This is a genomic window from Bordetella sp. H567, from assembly GCF_001704295.1.
In the GTDB taxonomy this organism is placed as follows: Bacteria; Pseudomonadota; Gammaproteobacteria; order Burkholderiales; family Burkholderiaceae_B; genus Bordetella_C.
On sequence record NZ_CP012334.1, the window covers coordinates 2,300,195 to 2,319,418 of the forward strand.

Below are 19,224 nucleotides of genomic sequence, written 5' to 3' on the forward strand. Positions count from 1 at the left end.
GACCTCGCAATAACATCATCCGAGCATCATAAGGATTACGCATGAAAACCTTGCATACCGATGTGGCTGTTATCGGCGCCGGCACTGCGGGCTTGGGCGCCTATCGCGCGGCCGTGGCCGCCGGCCAACGCGCGGTGATCGTCGAAGGCGGGCAGTACGGGACGACGTGCGCCCGGGTAGGGTGCATGCCCTCCAAGCTGATGATCGCGGCGGCGGAAGCGGCGCACGCCGCTGCGCATGGCGCGCCGTTCGGCGTGCACCTGGACGGCAAGGTCCGTGTGGATGGACGCGAGGTCATGGACCGCGTGAAGCGCGAGCGCGACCGCTTCGTGGGCTTCGTGCTGGAAGGCGTGGAGAACATCCCCGCCCAGGACAAGCTGCGCGGCTATGCGCGTTTCGTTTCCGACACGGTGCTGCGCGTGGACGACCATACCGAGATCCACGCGCGCAGCGTGGTGATCGCCACCGGTTCCACGCCCGCCGTGCCGCCGCCTTTCCAGGCGCTGGGTGACCGGCTGGTCGTCAACGACGACGTCTTTTATTGGGACGACCTGCCGGGCAGCGTCGCGGTGTTCGGCCCTGGCGTGATCGGGCTGGAGCTGGGCCAGGCGCTGGCGCGGCTGGGCGTGCGCGTGCGCGTCTTCGGTGTCAGCGGCAGCCTGGGCGGCATCACGGACCCGACGGTGCGCCAAAGCGCGAAGAAAGCCTTCCAGGAGGAGTTCTACCTGGACCCGGATGCGCGCGTGCTGGAAACCACGCGAGACGGCGACCGTGTGCGCGTGCGCTACGTGGCGCTGGACAATACCGAGCGCGTCGAGCACTTCGACTACGCGCTGGTGGCCACGGGCCGGCGTCCCAATCTGGGCGGACTGGCCCTGCAGAACACCAGCCTGAAGCTGAATGCGGCGGGGGTGCCGGAATACGACCGCTACACGATGCAGGCGGGCAAGTCGCCCATTTTCATCGCGGGCGACGCGAACAGCGATCTGCCCTTGCTGCATGAGGCCGCGGACGAGGGCCGCATCGCCGGCGAAAACGCCGCGCATTTTCCCAACGTCAAGGCAGGCCGGCGCCGCGCGCAGATGGCGGTGGTGTTTACCGACCCGCAGATCGCGGTGGTCGGCACGCCGTACAACCGCTTGCCCGAAGGGACGTATGTCACCGGCGAGGTGGACTTCGGCAACCAGGGACGTTCGCGCGTCATGCTGAAGAACAAGGGCCGGCTGCATGTGTACGCGGACCGCGCCACTGGCCGCTTCCTGGGCGCCGAGATGGCGGGCCCCAGCGTCGAACACCTGGCCCATCTGTTGGCCTGGTCGCTGCAGCAGGAGCTGACCGTGGCGCGCATGCTGGAGATGCCCTTCTATCACCCCGTGGTGGAAGAAGGGCTGCGCACCGCGCTGCGCGACGCCGATGCGCAGGTTCGCCAACACAAGCCCGCCCTGGCAACCGCGGCCTGAGTCCGCTTCGCGGGGTGCGGCTGCGCCCGCGTCCGCGCAACGCGGGCGTTGCCCGCATCGCGGTGCGGGCCTGCAGGGGCCGTCGGTGTCGCAAGAGGATCAGGCTGCCTGATTTTCGAGCGCGGCCTCCAGGGCGCGCAGCGCCGGCGTCAGGCTTATCGTCTCGAGGCGCGGGTGCGACATGTTTCGATAGGTCATCCTGATCTTGTCCTCGATCCACACATGAGCCTGCAGCGTCTTGAGTCGTGCGAGCGCCTCGTGGATATGCCGGGGTGGCAGGCCAAGGCGCTTCAGGACCGCTTCGCACAGGATGCGGGCGTCGGGCAGTTCGCGGGCATGCTGGTTCAGGCAGGCGGACAGGGCTACGAAGGCCTCCACGAACTCGGGGTTGTCGCGACCGCCGCGGAGCGCTGCGACCGCATTGCCAACGGCCTGCATCGTGTGACGTATCGCCGGTTCATTTGCCAGCGCCGCATCCAGGGCCAGAAGATGCAGCCTACGGGCGCGTGGAATGCCGCCGCGCCTGTCCAGGACGTCCGCCTTCAGGGATTCGTTGCTGTCCACCAGATCGCGCAAGGCGGCACATTGGGCTGGCGTCAGCGTGCTTACGCATGCTTGCACGACATCGCCATACCGTGCGGGCGACCGTTGCAAATCAATCAAGTCCTGGATGGCCGCTTCCATGATTTTCCATTGCGCCCTCGTCGGCGAGGTGGAGACGGCTTGTTGCTTGATGATCTGGCCGACCCGGCGTTGCGCGCGTTCCAGCCGCGTGGAGGGACGAATACGGCGCCAGAAAGCTTGCGCGATTTCGCGCAGTGTGCGGCGCCGAGGCGCGGGCATGGCCAGGAGCGCGGCACGCGCGGTCCCCGCAGCGGCATCGGCGGCGTGCTTGCTGGGCGGTTCCTTGCCGCTCAAGATGGCCGCGGCGGCGAACAGGTCCGTCATGAACTGCCGCTGGTCGGACTGCAGGCGTTCGGAAACCTTGCCGGGCAGCAGGGCCTCCGATTGCATCACGTCGCGGTAACTGCGCAGTGCCGGCGCTGTCGCGCGGTCTCCGGTGTCCGCTTGTGCCGCCGCGAATGTGCGAATGAAATCTTCCTGGACCGGGCGCGGCAGGCTCCCGACGAGCGCCAGGCAGCGCTCCACGCCGGACTGATGAGGCAAGGCAAAGGACCGATCCAGGGCGTATAGGCTGACGAAGGCGCGATGCAGGGCGTCGGGATTGCCAACGCTGGCCGCCAGCAGCTTTTCGATTTCATCCTGGTATACGCGCCGCCTGAAGGACTCATTGGCCATTTCGGCCACCAGGTCGATGATAAGCCGGGCGACGCAGCGCGTTTGCGGGCTGGCCGCCGGCCCCAGGGCGCGATCCACGGCCACATCCAACTTACGCCGGTTCGCGCCGTCCAGGTCACGTAGCTGGCGGAGGCGATTGAGGATATCGGAGCGCGCCAGAATGGGTGAAGGCAGGAGCTCCTTGTCGCTGGATGCGCGGCAAGGTCCATTCCGGGTGGCGTAGTCATCGATGGCGGATGCCAGCGCCATCTGGACGAAATTGGATTCGATCGTTATTTCCGCCGTGCCGCTGGTCAACCGCGCCGCCGCCGCGGCGAGTTCGGCGGCGGCCCGCTCGTGCCAGGCGAGGGTCTCGTCGACCATGGCTTGCTGTACGCGGCAGCCGAGCAGGTAGAGTTCAGACCCTTCAGAGCGCGGCGCGGCGGACTCCGCCAGTGCGGCGCCGGCCCTGTTGCCGCCCTCGGGCCCCGTGCAGTCGGCCAGCAGTGCATTCACCGCGATGCGTACCAGCGGCGCTCGGACCAGGGCAGGAGCGGGTTCGACTGGCCTTACCTTGGTTAGGGTAATGAAGGGGCTATCGGTAATGGTTGCCTTCACCTCGCTTATCACGGGGGGAGTTGCCGGGATATCGGGTCCGGCGTGTTCAAGCCCATGGCCGCCAATCACGATGCCGGCTTCACTGGTTTGCCAGCGGGCCATGGCGTGCCGGTTCGCGTCGTACAGGCTGTCCCTGCTCGAAGGAATGGACGTCGAGATGCTGCCGTTGCTGTGATAGCCGCTACTGGCCGGAATGGACGCGGGGATGCTGTCCTTGCTGGAATAGCCGCTACTGGCCGGGCTATGGCTGCGCGGCGTGGAATGTGCGAGGTTTTCCATGGACGCGTGCCGCTGCCGCCCCGACGCATGGCGGGGGACGGCCTGCGATTTTCCGGGGGTGGCGAGCCAGAAGGCTGGTCCGTCCGCGCTGGACGACCATGACGCCCTGCGGGCAGGTACGCGGCTGCACGATGCCCGGGATGGGTGTCCGCATGATGGGGCGAAGGTGAAGGACGGTGCGTCGTGTGCCGGTGTATCGACGTACGGCAGCGGAGAGGACGGCGGCGTAACGGGCAGGAAAGCGGTGTCGGGCATCGGGGGGTACCTGGGAATGGTAGCGGTCGCTTGCCGGAACGGGCGACTAGCGAAGCGGCAGCGATTCGTGCACGGCCGTGGAAGACCATGCCGCGGCGGCTATGCCGTATCGGTGTGATTCGCCGTGGTTTGATTCCCTTGGCTCGGGCCCGGCATCGCCTGCTTTTTCACGTCCGCGGGAACCTGGGGGCCTGCATGCCATGCCCGGAAGGAAAAAGGCCGCGTTGCGATGCCGCGCGGCCTTTCCAAGCGCAGGCTGGCGGGCCTGCGGGCGTGTTCACAACTTGGCGGCCGCCGCGCCAAGCGGCGTCGCCGCTCAGGCCGCCTGCGCTTCGAGCGCCGCGGCCAGGACCCGTAGCGAGGGCATCAGGCTGGACGTTTCGGCGACCGCGTTGGGGGTGCGCCGGTAGGTCTCGAAGGTCGCGGTGATATCGTCCTTCAGCCGCGCTTGCGCCGCCAGCGTACGGAGCCGCGCCAGCGCGGCGTCGAGGTCGCCCGGTGGCAGCGCCAGCCGCTTCAGCGTCGCTGCGCACAGCGTACGGGCGGCGGGCAGGTCGCCGGCGTGCTTGTCCAGGCAGGCCGACAGCGCTTCGAGCGCGCCCAGGAGGTCCCGCCCGCGGCTACCCCTGGCGAGCGCACGGATCGCCTTGTCGACGGCCGGCATGGCGGGCCGTACGTCCACTTCTTTTGTCAACGCCGCGTCCAGCGCCGCCAGATGCTGCTTCCGTTCCGCGGAGAGGGAGCGATGCAACGCCGGGTCGTCTTCCTTCAGATGTTCGTAGCTGTCGACGATGTGGTGCAGGGCGACGCATTGCTCCGGCGTCAGCGTGCGTACGCACGCTTGCACGACGTCGGCATAGCTTGCCGGCGGCTGCTGCAGGGCCAGGACGTCCCGAATGGCTGCGTCCATGGACGTCCATTGCGCGCGAATGGGGCGGATGGGCAACACGGCCTGCTGCTTGATCGCCTGGAAGAGCCGGCGTTCGGCACGTTCCAACGGGGTTGCGGGGCCCAAGCGGCGCCAGATATTCCGTACCATGGCCGCCAGCGTGGGGCGCTGCGGTGCCGGCATATCGAACAGGTCGGTGGTCGTGCGTTTCCGACCGGCATCGGCCGCGGGCGCGATAGCAGCTTCCTCGCCGCGCAGATGCGCTGCGGCCGCCAACAGGTCGGCCATCATACGCTGCAGGTCGACCCGTAGCCGATCGGAGACCTGGCTCCCCAGTACCACGCCTGCCTGGACCGGACGCAGGTAGGCCTGAAGGCCCTGTGCCGGCACGTCGTCGGCCGGGTGTTCCGATCGCGGTAAGAATGTGCGCATGAAGTCCGCCTGGACCGGCGCGGGCAGGCTTTTTACCAGCCTGATGCATCGGTCTACTCCCGATTGATGGGGAGACGCGAAGGCCCGATCCATGTGGTACAGGCGGATGAAGGCTTCATGCATGGCGTCGTGGTCGTCGCGATCGCTGGCGGCGACCAGTTTTTCGATTTCGTCGCGATATACGCGGCGGTGGAACACTTCGTGCGCCATTGCCGCCACCACATCGACGACGCGCCCAGCGACGCGGCGGGCCGTGGTGTTGGTCCAGGGCACGAGCGCGGTATCCACGGCGGCTTCCAGTTTCCGGCGATCCACGTTGTCGACATCGCGCAGCCGTGCGACGCGGTCGAGTATGTCCAGATCCGCGGCGGTTACGGTACGCGGACCGCCCGTGTCGCCCGTGGCCGGCTCACGGGCGCCATCGGCCTCCGACTGGAGACTGATGTGAAGTGCAAGCGCCAGCTGGGTGAAGTCGACCGCGATGGCTTGTTGCGCGATGCCGCTCGTCATCGCCGCCGCCGCCGTGGCGATCCGGGAGGCCGCGCGTTCGTGCCACCCCGATGCTTGATCGAACAACTCGCCGCGGATGTGGCAGCCCAGAAGGTAGAGTGAGGTCTCCTGCGGTGACGGCTCCTGCGCGGGCGATGGAAAAACGCCCGGGGGGCGGATCGACGGCATCGTGGGTCCCGGCAAACAATCCGCCAGCAACGCGTCGACGGCCGCGCATACCGCGGGTGCCCGGGGCAGGCAAGGACGGGGGTCGGTTGATTCCATCAGCCATGTGGTCTCGGCGGCGTGGTCGGTGATGGCCAATGTCACTTCGCTGACGGCCGGAGATGGCGTCCGTCGATCCGGCATCACCGCTTCAGGCGTGCTGTCCCCGATCATGATGCTGGCCTGACTGGAGTGCCAATTCTGATGGGCCGGAAGTGGACGGGATAGGGGCGTGCCCTCGCCCTGGTGGGCCCCCGGCCGCAGCGGCGCGTGGCGCAACACGGTGCCGTTGCGTGCGTCGGCAAGCCGCAGGATGCGTGTCCGCATGTCAGGTGTTGGGCGGCGGCCTGTTGCGGCGTGGTCGAAGGATGCCCTGGCCGGACGTTTGAATGTTTCCGTCTTGAATGCCGCAAGGGGAATGTCCTGCGCATCGGAGGAGGGGTTGATCGAATAAGACCGCAGGGATGTCTGGGTAGGAAGAGGGAGGTAGTCGGGCATCGGATGTTTCCATGGAGGTCGGCGATTGCATGGACAGCCTGGCGGCCATGTGGGTGGCGCGGCAGGCAGCTGACTTGCGGCGATATGGCGGCAGGCTCACGGCATAGGCCGGTTGCGGCCGAGGCGCCGCCGCTGACGGGTTTCCCGTCAGCGCGTGCCCCCGCGCTGGCCTTCTAGCGGTCGGTCTTCAGTCTGGCCGCGTCTTGTTCGAGCGCGCTGGCGTGAGCCATTTCCGCTGCCATGTCAACCCGGGCGCCGGGCAATCGGCGGGCTGGGTGAGGACATGCTCGGAGACGATCACCCGCGGTGTGTCGTCGGTGATCGTTATCGTGGCTTCACTGACCTGGCGATGCCGCGCGCCACCAAGGCCGGAGTCGACCGAGCCGGCGCACGACAAGCCGCTCTCGCGGCTGGACACCGAAGCCGGGCGATGGTCGACGTCGACCCCGCGGATGCTGCCGATACCGCTCTCGCCGGCGATGCTGCCGATACTGCTCTGGCTAGCGATGCTGAGAGCGCTGCCGATACTGCTCAGGCTGGCGATGCTGCGCATGCTGCCGATACTGCTGTGGCCGGCCATGCCGCGGCTGGCGGTGCTATGCATGCTACCGATACTGCTTACGCTGGCGATGCTGTCGCGGCGCAGCGTGGCGACACTGCCGGCGCGTGCCGCGCGCGTCGATGCAGGCGTGATGCCATGATGCAATGACGTGGGCATCGAGACCAGCGCGTCATCATGCCGGGACGGCCGCGGCCGCATGTATGCCGGCGCGTCCACGATATGCCCGCGCACCGGCCGCAGCGGCGCATGTCGCAGGACGGTGCGCGTGTTGTTCGCATGCGTAAGCCGGGCGCCCGGCGCCGCGGAGGATGGTCGAGGAGGGCCGGCGGTGTGAGCGCGGGCGCGCGATGCGCGGGCCGGGGAAGTGGCGGTGGACGTGAAGGCCAGGGAGGAATCCGCATCATGCGGAGCGAGCGTGGCCGGGATGGTATAGGACGCGGTGATAGGGATATTGCAAAGCGTGCTGACGGACATCGGGTGCTTCCATGGAGATCGGCGGATGCGTGCATTGCCATCGAGGACCATGCAGCAGTGCCAATGCCGCATGCGTGTGATTCCCTGCCAGTTGATTCCTTCGTCCCGCGACGGGACTCGCCCGCTTTTTTCCGCTCGGCGGCCGCCGCTCATGCCGCGGACCATGCAGGGAGCGGTGGCGTATTGACGGCCGGATAGCGTTCTGGCGCGGCCCGCAAGGGAGCAAGCGCGTCGATGCGCCCGCCGCAGCGCGCGGTCCGCAAGCGTTGATCAAATGTAGAAAGCCGCGCTGCAATGCGGCGCGGCTTTCTGGCATGGGGGACCCGGCGCGGGCCGGGGACGGCGCTTAGGCGCCGCGGCGACGCGTGAACAATCCCACCACGAACAGCACGATGATCGCGCCGATGACCGAGGCGATCCATCCGGCCGGCTCGCCCGGCGCATACCAGCCCAGCGTTCGGCCCAGGAACCCGGCCACGACGGCGCCGACGATGCCCAGGATGCTCGTCAGGATAATGCCCATGGATTGCTCGCCGGGCATGAGCGCGCGCGCGATCAGACCGACGATGAAACCCACGATGATCATGATGATGATGTCCATACGTGCTCCTTCCGTTTTGATACGCGTCTAAGGGAACCGCAACACGGGCATCATAGCGGCGGCCTGTCGGGCCGGTCGCCGGTCGCATGTAACAACAAATTGCCTTGTTGTTTTATCGCTGCACGCTGCCGACCAATTTCCGCAGCGCATCAACGATCTCGTCCGTTGAGCTGCTGTCGGAAAGCAGCAGGCGAGCGTCGCCGTGGCTGTCGAATACATAGACGCCGCGGCTGTGCGTCACGTTGTAGACCTTGGGATCGGCGCCGGGCTTGGGCTTGTCGATCTGGTAAGAGACGCGATACCGCCGCGCCACGTCCGCGATCTGGCGCTCCGTGCCCGTCAGGCCGATGGCGTTGGGGTTGAATGCGTTCACATACGCTTGCAATCCGTCGGGCGTGTCGCGGTGCGGGTCGACGCTGACGAACAGGATGCGCACATCGGCGCCTTCCTTGCCCAACCGGTTCATGACGTCCGCAAGCTGGGCCATGGTGGTCGGACAGACGTCCGGGCAGCTGGCATAGCCAAAGAACAGCAATACCGTTTTGCCCTTGACCTCGTCCTGGGTGACCGTGCGCCCCTGCGCGCCGGATAGCGTGAACTTCAGCTCGGGCAGGTGGCCGCGGATATCGTAGACGGCCGGCTGCGGCGCGGCCTGCGCGGCCGCCGTCATCATGAGCAGGGCAACGACGGCCGCCGCCAACCGGTACAGGATGGCCCTGGCCAGCGCCGGGATGGCGAGGCCGGCGTGGACGGCGCCCGCTCCGAAGGCGGCGAGATGGGGCGCGGCCGAACCGGCCGCGGCCGCAAGGCGCCTGGCGGGAACAGGCATGGCGCAAGCTGCCAGGATGCGACGCGATGCGAGAGGCGGGCGCATGGCGTCAGTCCTGCAGGGCGGTCATGCCGCTGTGGCGCAGCAGCGCGTCGATGCGCGGTTCGCGGCCGCGAAAGGCCTTGAAGGAATCCGCCGCGGGACGCGCACCGCCCACCGCCAGGATCTCGCGCCGGAAGCGCGCCCCGGTGGCCGCGTCCAGCGTGCCGTGCTGGCCGCCGCGCGCCGCTTCCTCGAAGGCTTCGTAGGCGTCGGCGGACAGGACTTCCGCCCATTTGTAGCTGTAGTAGCCGGCGCCATAGCCGCCGGCGAACAGGTGCGAAAAACTGTGCGGCATCCGGTGCCAGTCCGGCGGCGTCAGTACGGCGACCTCGCGGCGGACTTCGCCGAGCAGGTCCAGCACGGACCGGATGCTCGCGCCCTCGGGCCGCTCGTGCAGCAGCATGTCGAACAGCGCGAACTCGATCTGCCGCACGGTCTGCATGCCGCTCTGGAAGTTGCGCGCCGCCTGCAGTTTCTCGAACAGCGCGCGCGGCAGCGGCTCGCCCGTGTCCACGTGCGCCGACAGGCGCTGCACCACCGGCCATTCCCAGCAGAAGTTTTCCATGAACTGCGACGGCAACTCGATGGCATCCCACTCCACGCTGGCGAAGGCGGCCGCGCCGGGTTCATCCACTTCGGACAGCAGGGCGTGCAGGGCATGCCCGGTTTCGTGGAACAGGGTGATGACGTCGTCGTGCGTCAACAGCGCCGCCTTGCCGCCGTTGGGACGCGAGAAATTGCATGTCAGGTAGGCCACCGGCGTGTGCAGCGTCCCGCCCGCCAGGCGCCGGCTGCGCTCGCTGTCCACCCAGGCGCCGCCTTGCTTGCCGGCGCGCGCATACAAGTCCAGGTACAGATAGCCCACCAGTTCGCCGTCGGGCCGTTCGACACGCACGCCGCGTACGTCGGGATGCCAGGCCGATACCGGAAATTCACGCAGGCGTACGGTGAACAGCGTTTCGATGACTTCGAAGAGGCCGGCCAGCACGCGGGGTTCGGTGAAGTACTGCTTGATGTCGTCCTCGGAATAGGCATAGCGCGCTTCGCGCAGCCGTTCGGAGGCATACGGAACATCCCAGGGCTGCAAGTCGTCCATGCCCAATTCCTGCCGGGCATAGTCGCGCAGCTGCGCCAGGTCGCGTTCGGCATAGGGGCGGGCGCGGCCGGCCAGGTCGCGCAGGAAGGCAACGACCTGGTCGGCGCTGCGGGCCATGCGGGTCTGCAGGCGCAGTTCGGCAAAATTGCGGAAACCCAGCAGGCGCGATTCTTCCGCGCGCAGCGAGAGCAGTTCCTCGATCAGCGGCGAGTTGTCGAACTTGCCCTCGCCCTGTTCGGAGGCCACGGTGCCGTAGGCGCGATACAGCGTTTCGCGCAAGGCACGATCGCGGGCGTATTGCATGACCGGCAGGTAGCAGGGCATTTTCAGCGTCAGCTTCCAGCCCGGCTTGCCGTCGGCTTCGGCCGCCTGCCGCGCGGCCTGTTTCACATCGTCCGGCACGCCGTCCAGGCGCGCTTCGTCCTCGATCAGCAAGGACCAGGCATCGATGGCGTCCAGCACGTTTTCGGAGAACTTCTGCGAGGTCTGGGCCTCGCGATCGGAAATCTCTGCATAGCGGTCGCGGTCGGCCCCCTGCAGTTCCACGCCGCTGAGGCGGAAATCGCGCAGCGCCAGGTCGATGACACGCTGGCGCACCGGGCTCCACGACGCGAAGCCGGGCGCGGCGTGCAGCCGCTGGTACTGCTTGTACAGGCCCTCGTGCAGCCCTACCCAGGTCGAAAAATCGGTCACCTTGGGCAGCGCGGCGTTATAGGCCTCGCGCAGTTCCGGCGTGTTGACCACGGCGTTCAGGTGGCCGGCCACCGACCACGCGCGCCACAGGCGTTCGGACGTCGAATCGAGGGGCTCGATCACGGCTTCCCAGGTGGCGGGCAGCGCGGGATCGGCGGCGCGGTCCACCGCCTGGCGCGCGGTGTCCAGCAGGCTATCCATGGCCGGCACGATGTGCTCGGGCTTGATGGCGGCATAGTCCACCAGGTCTTCGACGGGGGCGAGTAGCGGGTTGGCGCTCATGTTCGGCTCGATGGGAACGACAGTGCAGTTTAGATGGAGACGGGCCGCATAGGTTGCAAGGGCCGCGCCGCGGACGATGCCCGCGCCCGCGCGGCATCAAGGCCGCCGGCCGGAGGGCAGGGCCCAACGCTCCAGCGCCGCCCTGCCAAGATGAAACGGTGTACCCAGATCGGTGACGCCGCGGATCCGGCTCCGCCGGTCCGCCAGCGTCGCCCCCTTGAGGGGGAGGCGCGAAGCGCTTCGGGGGTGGGTCTTTCCCCCGGTCCGCCGGCGTCGTCCCCTTGAGGGGGAAGCGCGTAGCGCTTCGGGGGTGGGCCTCGACCCTACCTTAGCCGTTCGGCGGCTTCGACCGTATTGACGAGCAGCATGGCGATCGTCATGGGGCCGACGCCGCCCGGCACGGGCGTGATCGCGCCGGCGACCTGCACGGCGCTGTCGAAGTCCACGTCGCCGCGCAGCTTGCCGTCCTCGCCGCGGTTGATGCCCACGTCGATCACCACGGCGCCGGGCTTGATCATGTCGCCCCGGACGATGCCGGGCTTGCCGGTGGCCACCACCAGCACGTCGGCGCGGCGCGTATGCGCGCCCAGGTCGCGCGTCTTGGAATTGCACAGCGTCACCGTGGCGCCGGCCGCCAGCAGCAGCATGGCCATCGGCTTGCCGACGATATTGCTGGCGCCCACGATGACCGCTTCGGCGCCGCGCAGCGCCACCCCTTCGGATTCCAGCATCTTCATCACGCCGTAGGGCGTGCAGGGGCGGAACAGGGGCTGGCCGGTCATGAGCAGGCCGGCGTTGCTGATATGAAAGCCGTCGACGTCCTTTTCCGGCGCGATGGCCTCGATCACCTTGTGGGCGTCCATGTGCGGCGGCAGCGGCAACTGCACCAGGATGCCGTGGATGGTGGGATCGCCGTTCAGCACGGCGATGCGCTGCAGCAGCTCCGCCTCGCTCATGGTGGCGGGGTACTGCTCCTTGACCGAATGCAGGCCGGCCCTCTCGCAGGCCAGCACCTTGTTGCGCACATACACCTGCGAGGCCGGATTGTCGCCCACCAGGACGACGGCCAGGCCAGGCCGCACCCCTTGCTTCGCCAGTTCGGCCACGCGATGCGCGACGTCGTCGCGGATGCGCTGGGACAGCGCCGAACCATCGATGATGCGTGCCGTCATGCGTGTGCCTCGGGTTTGGCCAGGGCCACCTTCATCAGGTCGGCCACGGTGGTGACTTCCAGTTTTTCCATAATGTTGGCGCGATGCGCTTCCACGGTCTTGATGCTGATGCCCAGGTCGTCGGCGATCTGCTTGTTCAGGCGGCCCGCCACGATGCGCTCCAGCACCTGCTGTTCGCGCGCGGTCAGGCGGGCCAGCATGGCTTCGTGGTCGCGTTGGGCCTGGAACTTGGACACCCGCTGGGTGGCCTGTTCCAGCATGCGGGCCACGATCTCGCGCAGGTCCGATTCGTTGAAGGGTTTTTCCAGGAAGTCGATCGCGCCCTTCTTCATGGTGGTCACCGCCATCGGCACGTCGCCGTGGCCGGTGATGAACACGATGGGCAGCGGCGCCTTGCGGGCGATCAACTGTTCCTGCAGTTCGAGGCCGCTCATGCCCGGCATGCGGACATCCGCGATGAGCACGCCGACCTGGTTGGGATCGTAGTCTTCCAGAAAGCTTTCCGCGCTGGCATAGGCGCGCACGCGATAACCGTTGGCTTCCAGCAGCCAGCGCAGCGAATCGCGTACCGCTTCGTCGTCGTCGACGATGAATACCGTGCTGGACGGATTGGGGGTGTTCATGCGTGAAGCTCCTCGGACTGGTCATTCTGCGACTGCGCTTGTGGCGCGGCGCAGGGCAGGGTGAAGCGGAAGATCGTGCCGCCCGCGGGATTCGGGTCCGCCCAGAGGCGGCCGTGGTGCGACTCGATAATGGTACGGCAGATATTCAATCCCATGCCCAGACCCTGGGCCTTGGTGCTGAAAAACGGTTCGAACAGCCGTTCCGGGTCGGCCAGGCCGTGGCCGCGGTCGACCACCGCCACTTCGATGTGCTGTTCGTGCAGGATGACGGCCACCTTCAGTTCGTCGGAATCGCTGTTCTCCATGGCCTCCAGGCCGTTCTTCAGGAGGTTGAGCAGAACCTGTTCGATCAGGATGGGGTCGGCCAGCACGTCCGGGGCGTTCGACGGCACGAAGCGTTCGATGCGGATGCGGCGCTTGCGCGCGTCGATCTCGGCGAAGCCGATGGCATTGTCGACGATCCCGGCGATGGAGACGCGCTGGCGGCGCGGCTCGCTGCGCTTCACGAATTCGCGGATGCGGCTGATGATCTTGCCGGCGCGTTCGGCCTGCGCGGCGGCTTTTTCCAGGGCCGGCAGCAGCATGCGGGGATTGGTGTGGCCCGCCTTGACCAGGGCCACCGCGCCCATGCTGTAGTTGCTGATGGCGGTGAGCGGCTGGTTCAATTCGTGCGCCAGCGACGATGCCATCTCGCCCATGGTCGTCAGGCGGCTGGTGAGCTGGATCTTTTCCTGCTGCACGCGCGACGCCTCTTCGTGCTGGCGGCGCTCGGTGATGTCGCGCGCGACTTGCAGGCGTACGCGGCGCCCGTCGGTCCAGGCCAGCATGCGGTGGTGGACTTCGAACCAGCGCTGCACCGACGGGGCGAAGACCTCGACCGATTCGTCGGTGAAGCGGCCGCGGCGCCCGGCCAGCAGTTCGTCATGGCCGCCGGTCTGCGCGCCGAAGACCCGGCGGTAGGTGCGGTTGGCGAACAGCAGTTCGAGTCCGTCGTGCGTATCGGCGGTGACGGAGATCGCATCGTCCAGCCCTTCCAGCACCGTCATGAAACGTTCGTGCGCTGCGGTCAGGGCCTCGCGGATGCGCTTGGGCTCGGTGATGTCGGTCATCGACGTCATCCAGCCGATCTGGTTGCCGTTCGGGTCCAGCAGCGGCGATACATACATGCGCGCGGTGAAGCGCGAACCGTCGCGCCGCTGGGCTTCCACTTCCAGGCCGCTGCTGGGCGTCTTGCCCGACAGCAGGATGTCCAGGGTGTGCTGGTGCTGGTCGTGGCGGCCCGGCACCCAGTAGGGGAAGGGCGGGCTGCGGCCGAGTAGATCGGCTTCGTTCCAGCCGATCATGCGGCAGAACGCGGGATTGACGTAGGCGATGCGGCCTTCCATGTCCAGCACGCGCATGCCGGTGGACATGGAGTTTTCCATGGCACGCCGAAACCCCGTTTCCGCGATCAGCGCGGCCTCTGCGTGCGAGCGAAAGCGCGTGTAGCGCCACAGCATGAGCAGGCTGATCACGATCACGCAGGACAGCGCCAGGACCACCCACAACAGCCGCTGCTGCCGCATCTCCTGGTCTATGGTCACGAACATGACGCTGTCGTCATGGATGCGCTGCAGCCAGAAGAACACGCCCATGACACATATATAGAGTATGAGTACGACCACGGGCGTGAGCCAATACACTCCCCGCCTGCGCAAGCGGGCATGATCGTGGAACGGCGTGGGAATATTCGACTTAGGAGCGCTGGCCATGGCTATGTCGGGGGAACTTGGCGCATTTTAGTCGTTTGTTTCTATTCGCGATGATTTCGCATTATGAAATGCCGTACCGCAACATGAAATTTATCTTGCGCCGGGTTAAATTTGTTTCCTAGAATGCGCCGCATAAGTTGCCCTGGCCAGCCCCCCGCCGCGAAACCGCGCGGCGGGCACGGTATTGCGCGGGCGTTTTTCCATGCCCTTCGCGCCAGCACAGGCGCACGGCTACAACCCTCTCTGCTGGAGACACACGATGTCCTCTAACGCCCTGGCTGGCGCCCAAACGGCTGCCAATGACGAAGACACCCTGGAAACCCAGGAGTGGCTCGAAGCGCTGGCGGCGGTGCTGGACCGCGAAGGCCCGGAACGCGCGCACTATCTGCTCGAACGCCTCATCGACGAGGCCCGCCGCTCCGGCGCTCACATTCCGTATTCGCCCAACACCGCTTATGTAAACACGATTCCGCCCGGGCTCGAACCGGCACACCCGGGCAACCTGGAACTGGAAGCGCGCATCCGCTCCTATGTACGCTGGAACGCCATGGCCATGGTCGTGCGGGCCAACCGGCATTCGCCTCCGGACGGCGGCGACCTGGGCGGCCATATCGCCTCCTTCGCCTCGCTGGCCACCATGATCAGCACCGGCCAGAATCACTTCTGGCACGGCGAGAGCGAAGGCCATGGCGGCGACCTGGTGTACTTCCAGGGCCATTCATCGCCCGGCGTCTACGCCCGCGCCTTCCTGGAAGGCCGGCTGACCGAAGAACAAATGGACCACTTCCGGCAGGAAGTGGATGGCAAGGGCCTGTCGTCGTATCCGCATCCGAAGCTGATGCCGGAATTCTGGCAGTTCCCCACCGTGTCGATGGGCCTGGGCCCCATCACCGCCATCTATCAGGCGCGCTTCCTGAAGTACCTGCATGCGCGCGGCCTGGCCAATACGGCCAATCGCAAGGTCTGGGTCTTCTGCGGTGACGGCGAAATGGACGAGCCGGAATCGCTGGGCGCGATCGCCCTGGCGGCCCGTGAAAAGCTGGACAACCTGATCTTCGTCATCAACTGCAACCTGCAGCGCCTGGACGGCCCGGTGCGCGGCAACGGCAAGATCATCCAGGAGCTGGAAGGCGATTTCCGCGGCAGCGGCTGGAACGTCATCAAGCTGATCTGGGGCGGCTATTGGGATCCGCTGCTGGCGCATGACAAGGAAGGCATCCTGCGCCGCGTGATGGAAGAAACCGTCGACGGCGAATACCAGGCCTACAAGGCGAACGACGGCAAGTTCGTGCGCGAAAAGTTCTTCGGCAAGCACCCCAAGCTGCTGGAAATGGTCGCCCGCATGAGCGACGAGGATGTCTGGCGCCTGAATCGCGGCGGCCACGATCCGCACAAGGTCTACGCGGCCTTCGAGGCGGCGTCCAGCCACAAGGGCCAGCCCACCGTCATCCTGGCCAAGACCATCAAGGGCTACGGCATGGGCCACGTCGGCCAGGCCAAGAACCCCACGCACCAGCAGAAGAAGCTGGACGTGGCGGCGGTGCGCGAATTCCGCGACCGCTTCGGCATCCCCATCCCGGACGACAAGCTGGAAGAACTGCCGTTCTTCAAGCCGGCCGAGGATTCGCCGGAAATGAAATACCTGCACGAACGCCGCAAGGCGCTGGGCGGCTATCTGCCCAAGCGCCGCACCAAGGCCGACGAGCAGCTGAAGGCCCCCGCGCTGGAAGCCTTCAAGCCGGTGCTGGAAGCCACGGCCGAAGGCCGCGAGATCTCCACCACGCAGGCCTTCGTGCGTTCGCTGAACCAGATCCTGCGCGACAAGGAACTGGCGCCGCGCGTCGTGCCCATCCTGGCCGACGAATCGCGTACCTTCGGCATGGAAGGCCTGTTCCGCCAGATTGGCATCTATGCGCCCGAAGGGCAGAAGTACACCCCGGTCGATAAGGACCAGGTGATGTACTACAAGGAAGCGGCCGACGGCCAGCTGCTGCAGGAAGGCATCAACGAGGCGGGCGCGATGAGTTCGTGGATCGCGGCGGCGACGTCGTATTCCACGAACAACCGCATCATGGTGCCGTTCTATGTGTATTACTCGATGTTCGGCTTCCAGCGCATCGGCGACCTGGCCTGGCTGGCGGGCGATATGCAGGCGCGCGGCTTCCTGATCGGCGGCACGGCGGGCCGCACCACGCTGAACGGCGAAGGCCTGCAGCACGAGGACGGCCACAGCCACCTGATGGCGGCGACCATCCCGAATTGCCTGCCCTACGATCCGACCTACGCGCACGAAGTGGCGGTCATCATCCAGGACGGCCTGCGGCGCATGGTGCAGAACCAGGAGAACGTCTACTACTACCTGACCGTGATGAACGAGAACTACCCGCACCCGGGCTTGAAGCCGGGCGACGAGGAAGGCATCGTGCGCGGCATGTACAAGCTGAAGACCGTGGGCAAGGGCAAGCAGCGCGTGCAGCTGATGGGCTCGGGCACCATCCTGCGCGAAGTCGAGGCCGCCGCGGCGCTGCTGGACACCGACTGGGGCGTCGCATCCGATATCTGGAGCGTGACCAGCTTCACGCTGCTGCGCCGCGAAGGCCAGGATATCGATCGCCACAATCTGCTGCATCCGACGGAAAAGAAGCCGCAGGCGCCGTACGTGACGCAGCAGCTGGAGAAGACCGAGGGTCCGATCATCGCGTCGACCGACTACATGAAGCTTTACGCCGACCAGATCCGTCCATTCATTCCCAAGGGCCGCGAGTATCGCGTGCTGGGCACGGATGGTTTCGGCCGGTCCGATTTCCGCTACAAGCTGCGCGAGCATTTCGAGATCGACCGTCACTTCGTGGCCGTCGCTGCCCTGAAGGCGCTGGCGGACGAAGGCGCCATTCCGGCTTCCAAGGTGGCCGAGGCCATCAAGAAATACGGAATCAACCCCGAGAAAGCCAACCCGCAATACGCCTGAGGCCCGAACGACATGAGCAATACGGTGGAAATCAAGGTACCTGACATCGGCGACTTCAAGGAAGTCGAAGTCATCGAAGTGCTGGTGGCTCCCGGCGACACGATCAAGCCCGAACAGAGCCTGATCACGGTGGAGTCGGACAAGGCGTCCATGGAAATCCCGTCGTCCGAAGGCGGGGTGGTCAAGTCGGTGAAGGTCAAGGTTGGCGACAAGGTGTCCATGGGCACGGTCGTCCTGGAACTGGAAGCGGGCGGCGCGGCCGAAGCGCCCGCCGCCGCGCCGGCGAAGCAGGAAGAAAAGCCCGCGGCCCAGCCCCAGAGCCAGCCTGCCCAGGCGGCCGCGCAGCCCCAGGCGGCGGCGCCCGCGCCCGCGCCCGCGGGCGGCGGCGAAGCCGTCATCGAGGTGCCGGACATCGGGGACTTCAAGGAAGTCGAGGTCATCGAAGTGATGGTCGCTGTCGGCGACACGATCAAGACCGAGCAAAGCCTGATCACGGTGGAGTCGGACAAGGCCTCGATGGAAATCCCCGCGTCGCAGGGCGGCGTGGTGAAGGAAGTGCGCGTCAAGGTGGGTGACAAGGTGTCCAAGGGCACGCCGCTGGTCGTGGTGGAAGGCGGCGCCCCGGCTGCCGCGCCGTCCGGCCAGGCCGCCGCGCCCGCTCCGGCCGCCGCCCCGGCGCAGGCCGCACCGGCAAGCGCGGCTGCCGCGGCGCCCGCGCCCGCGGCTGCCGCACGGCCGGCGCCCCCCGCTGCCGCGTTGCCCGCCGCCGATCTCAAGCCCGGCCAGCTGCCGCACGCGTCACCGTCGGTGCGCAAGTTCGCGCGCGAACTGGGCGTGGACCTGGCGCGCGTGGCGGGCAGCGGCCCGAAGGGCCGTATCACGCAGGAAGACGTGCGCGGCTTCGTCAAGCAGGCCTTGGCCGGCGGCGCGCCCGCCGCGGCCGGCGCGGCGGCAGGCGGCAATGTCGGCGGCCTGAACGTGCTGGCCTGGCCGCAGATCGACTTCAGCAAGTTCGGTCCCGTCGAAGCCAAGCCGCTGTCGCGCATCAAGAAGATTTCCGGCGCGAACCTGCACCGCAACTGGGTCATGATCCCGCACGTCACCAATAACGACGAAGCGGACATCACCGACCTGGAAGCGCTGCGCGTGACCTTGAACAAGGAAAACGAGAAGGCCGGGATCAAGGTCACCATGCTCGCCTTCCTGATCAAGGCGATCGTGGCGGCGCTGAAGAAGTTCCCCGAGTTCAACGCATCGCTGGATGGCGACAACCTGGTGCTCAAGCAGTACTACCACATCGGCTTCGCGGCCGACACGCCCAATGGGCTGGTGGTGCCCGTGCTGCGCGATGCGGACAAGAAAGGCATCCTGGACCTGGCGCGCGAAACCTCCGAAATGGCCAGGAAGGCGCGCGACGGCAAGCTGTCGCCGTCCGAAATGCAGGGCGGCTGCTTCTCGATATCCTCGCTGGGCGGGATCGGCGGCACGCATTTCACGCCCATCATCAATGCGCCCGAAGTGGCCATCCTGGGCGTGTCGCGCTCCGAGTTCAAACCGGTATGGGACGGCAAGCAGTTCGTGCCGCGCCTGAAGCTGCCGCTGTCGCTGTCCTATGACCACCGTGTCATCGACGGCGCGGCCGCCGCCCGCTTCAATGCCTATCTGGGTGCGCTGCTGGCCGACTTCCGCCGCATCGCGCTGTAATCGG

General features: G+C 66.8%; 12 protein-coding genes. 3 read left to right on the forward strand and 9 right to left on the reverse strand.

Features of this window, described 5'->3' with window-relative positions; genetic code table 11:
• Positions 1 to 41: 41 nt before the first annotated feature.
• Positions 42 to 1,460, forward strand: coding sequence for a dihydrolipoyl dehydrogenase (locus tag AKI39_RS10345; protein ID WP_066635223.1), 1,419 nt, complete (start codon positions 42 to 44; stop codon positions 1,458 to 1,460).
• A gap of 99 nt (positions 1,461 to 1,559) precedes the next feature.
• Here the strand turns inward: AKI39_RS10345 and AKI39_RS10350 are convergent, their stop codons facing one another.
• The 9 genes from AKI39_RS10350 to AKI39_RS10390 all read right to left on the reverse strand — a co-directional run bounded on the left by AKI39_RS10350 (position 1,560) and on the right by AKI39_RS10390 (position 14,548).
• The gene (locus AKI39_RS10350) at positions 1,560 to 3,635 is read right to left on the reverse strand and encodes a hypothetical protein (RefSeq protein WP_066635226.1); all 2,076 of its coding nucleotides are present in this window, start codon (positions 3,633 to 3,635) and stop codon (positions 1,560 to 1,562) included.
• A gap of 571 nt (positions 3,636 to 4,206) precedes the next feature.
• Complete coding sequence (locus tag AKI39_RS10355) at positions 4,207 to 6,252, reverse strand: hypothetical protein (protein WP_066635228.1); 2,046 nt, start codon at positions 6,250 to 6,252, stop codon at positions 4,207 to 4,209.
• A 358-nt stretch (positions 6,253 to 6,610) separates the two neighbouring features.
• The gene (locus tag AKI39_RS10360; RefSeq protein ID WP_066635231.1) at positions 6,611 to 7,459 is read right to left on the reverse strand and encodes a hypothetical protein; all 849 of its coding nucleotides are present in this window, start codon (positions 7,457 to 7,459) and stop codon (positions 6,611 to 6,613) included.
• Between the two features lie 346 nt (positions 7,460 to 7,805).
• Complete coding sequence (locus AKI39_RS10365; RefSeq protein WP_066635234.1) at positions 7,806 to 8,060, reverse strand: GlsB/YeaQ/YmgE family stress response membrane protein; 255 nt, start codon at positions 8,058 to 8,060, stop codon at positions 7,806 to 7,808.
• 112 nt (positions 8,061 to 8,172) lie between these two features.
• Positions 8,173 to 8,733: an SCO family protein gene (locus tag AKI39_RS10370; RefSeq protein ID WP_066642700.1), complete on the reverse strand. Its 561-nt coding sequence runs from the start codon at positions 8,731 to 8,733 to the stop codon at positions 8,173 to 8,175.
• Positions 8,734 to 8,938: 205 nt separating this feature from the next.
• Positions 8,939 to 11,002 (reverse strand): M3 family metallopeptidase, encoded by a 2,064-nt coding sequence (locus tag AKI39_RS10375; RefSeq protein ID WP_066635236.1) that lies wholly within the window; start codon positions 11,000 to 11,002, stop codon positions 8,939 to 8,941.
• Between the two features lie 323 nt (positions 11,003 to 11,325).
• On the reverse strand, positions 11,326 to 12,174 hold the full coding sequence (gene folD, locus AKI39_RS10380; protein ID WP_066635238.1) for a bifunctional methylenetetrahydrofolate dehydrogenase/methenyltetrahydrofolate cyclohydrolase FolD: 849 nt from the start codon (positions 12,172 to 12,174) through the stop codon (positions 11,326 to 11,328).
• The gene (locus AKI39_RS10385) at positions 12,171 to 12,797 is read right to left on the reverse strand and encodes a response regulator transcription factor (protein WP_066635243.1); all 627 of its coding nucleotides are present in this window, start codon (positions 12,795 to 12,797) and stop codon (positions 12,171 to 12,173) included. Before AKI39_RS10385 ends, folD begins: the two co-directional genes overlap by 4 nt.
• A complete protein-coding gene (locus tag AKI39_RS10390) occupies positions 12,794 to 14,548 on the reverse strand; it encodes a PAS domain-containing sensor histidine kinase (RefSeq protein ID WP_066635245.1) in 1,755 nt (584 codons plus the stop codon). The genes AKI39_RS10385 and AKI39_RS10390 overlap by 4 nt, the downstream gene beginning before the upstream one ends.
• 259 nt (positions 14,549 to 14,807) lie before the next feature.
• Here AKI39_RS10390 and aceE point away from each other — a divergent pair, with 259 nt between their 5' ends.
• Together aceE and aceF are read left to right on the forward strand one after the other, a co-directional pair.
• The gene (aceE, locus tag AKI39_RS10395; RefSeq protein ID WP_066635246.1) at positions 14,808 to 17,516 is read left to right on the forward strand and encodes a pyruvate dehydrogenase (acetyl-transferring), homodimeric type; all 2,709 of its coding nucleotides are present in this window, start codon (positions 14,808 to 14,810) and stop codon (positions 17,514 to 17,516) included.
• A gap of 12 nt (positions 17,517 to 17,528) precedes the next feature.
• The gene (aceF, locus tag AKI39_RS10400) at positions 17,529 to 19,220 is read left to right on the forward strand and encodes a dihydrolipoyllysine-residue acetyltransferase (RefSeq protein WP_066635252.1); all 1,692 of its coding nucleotides are present in this window, start codon (positions 17,529 to 17,531) and stop codon (positions 19,218 to 19,220) included.
• The last annotated feature ends 4 nt before the right edge of the window (positions 19,221 to 19,224 follow it).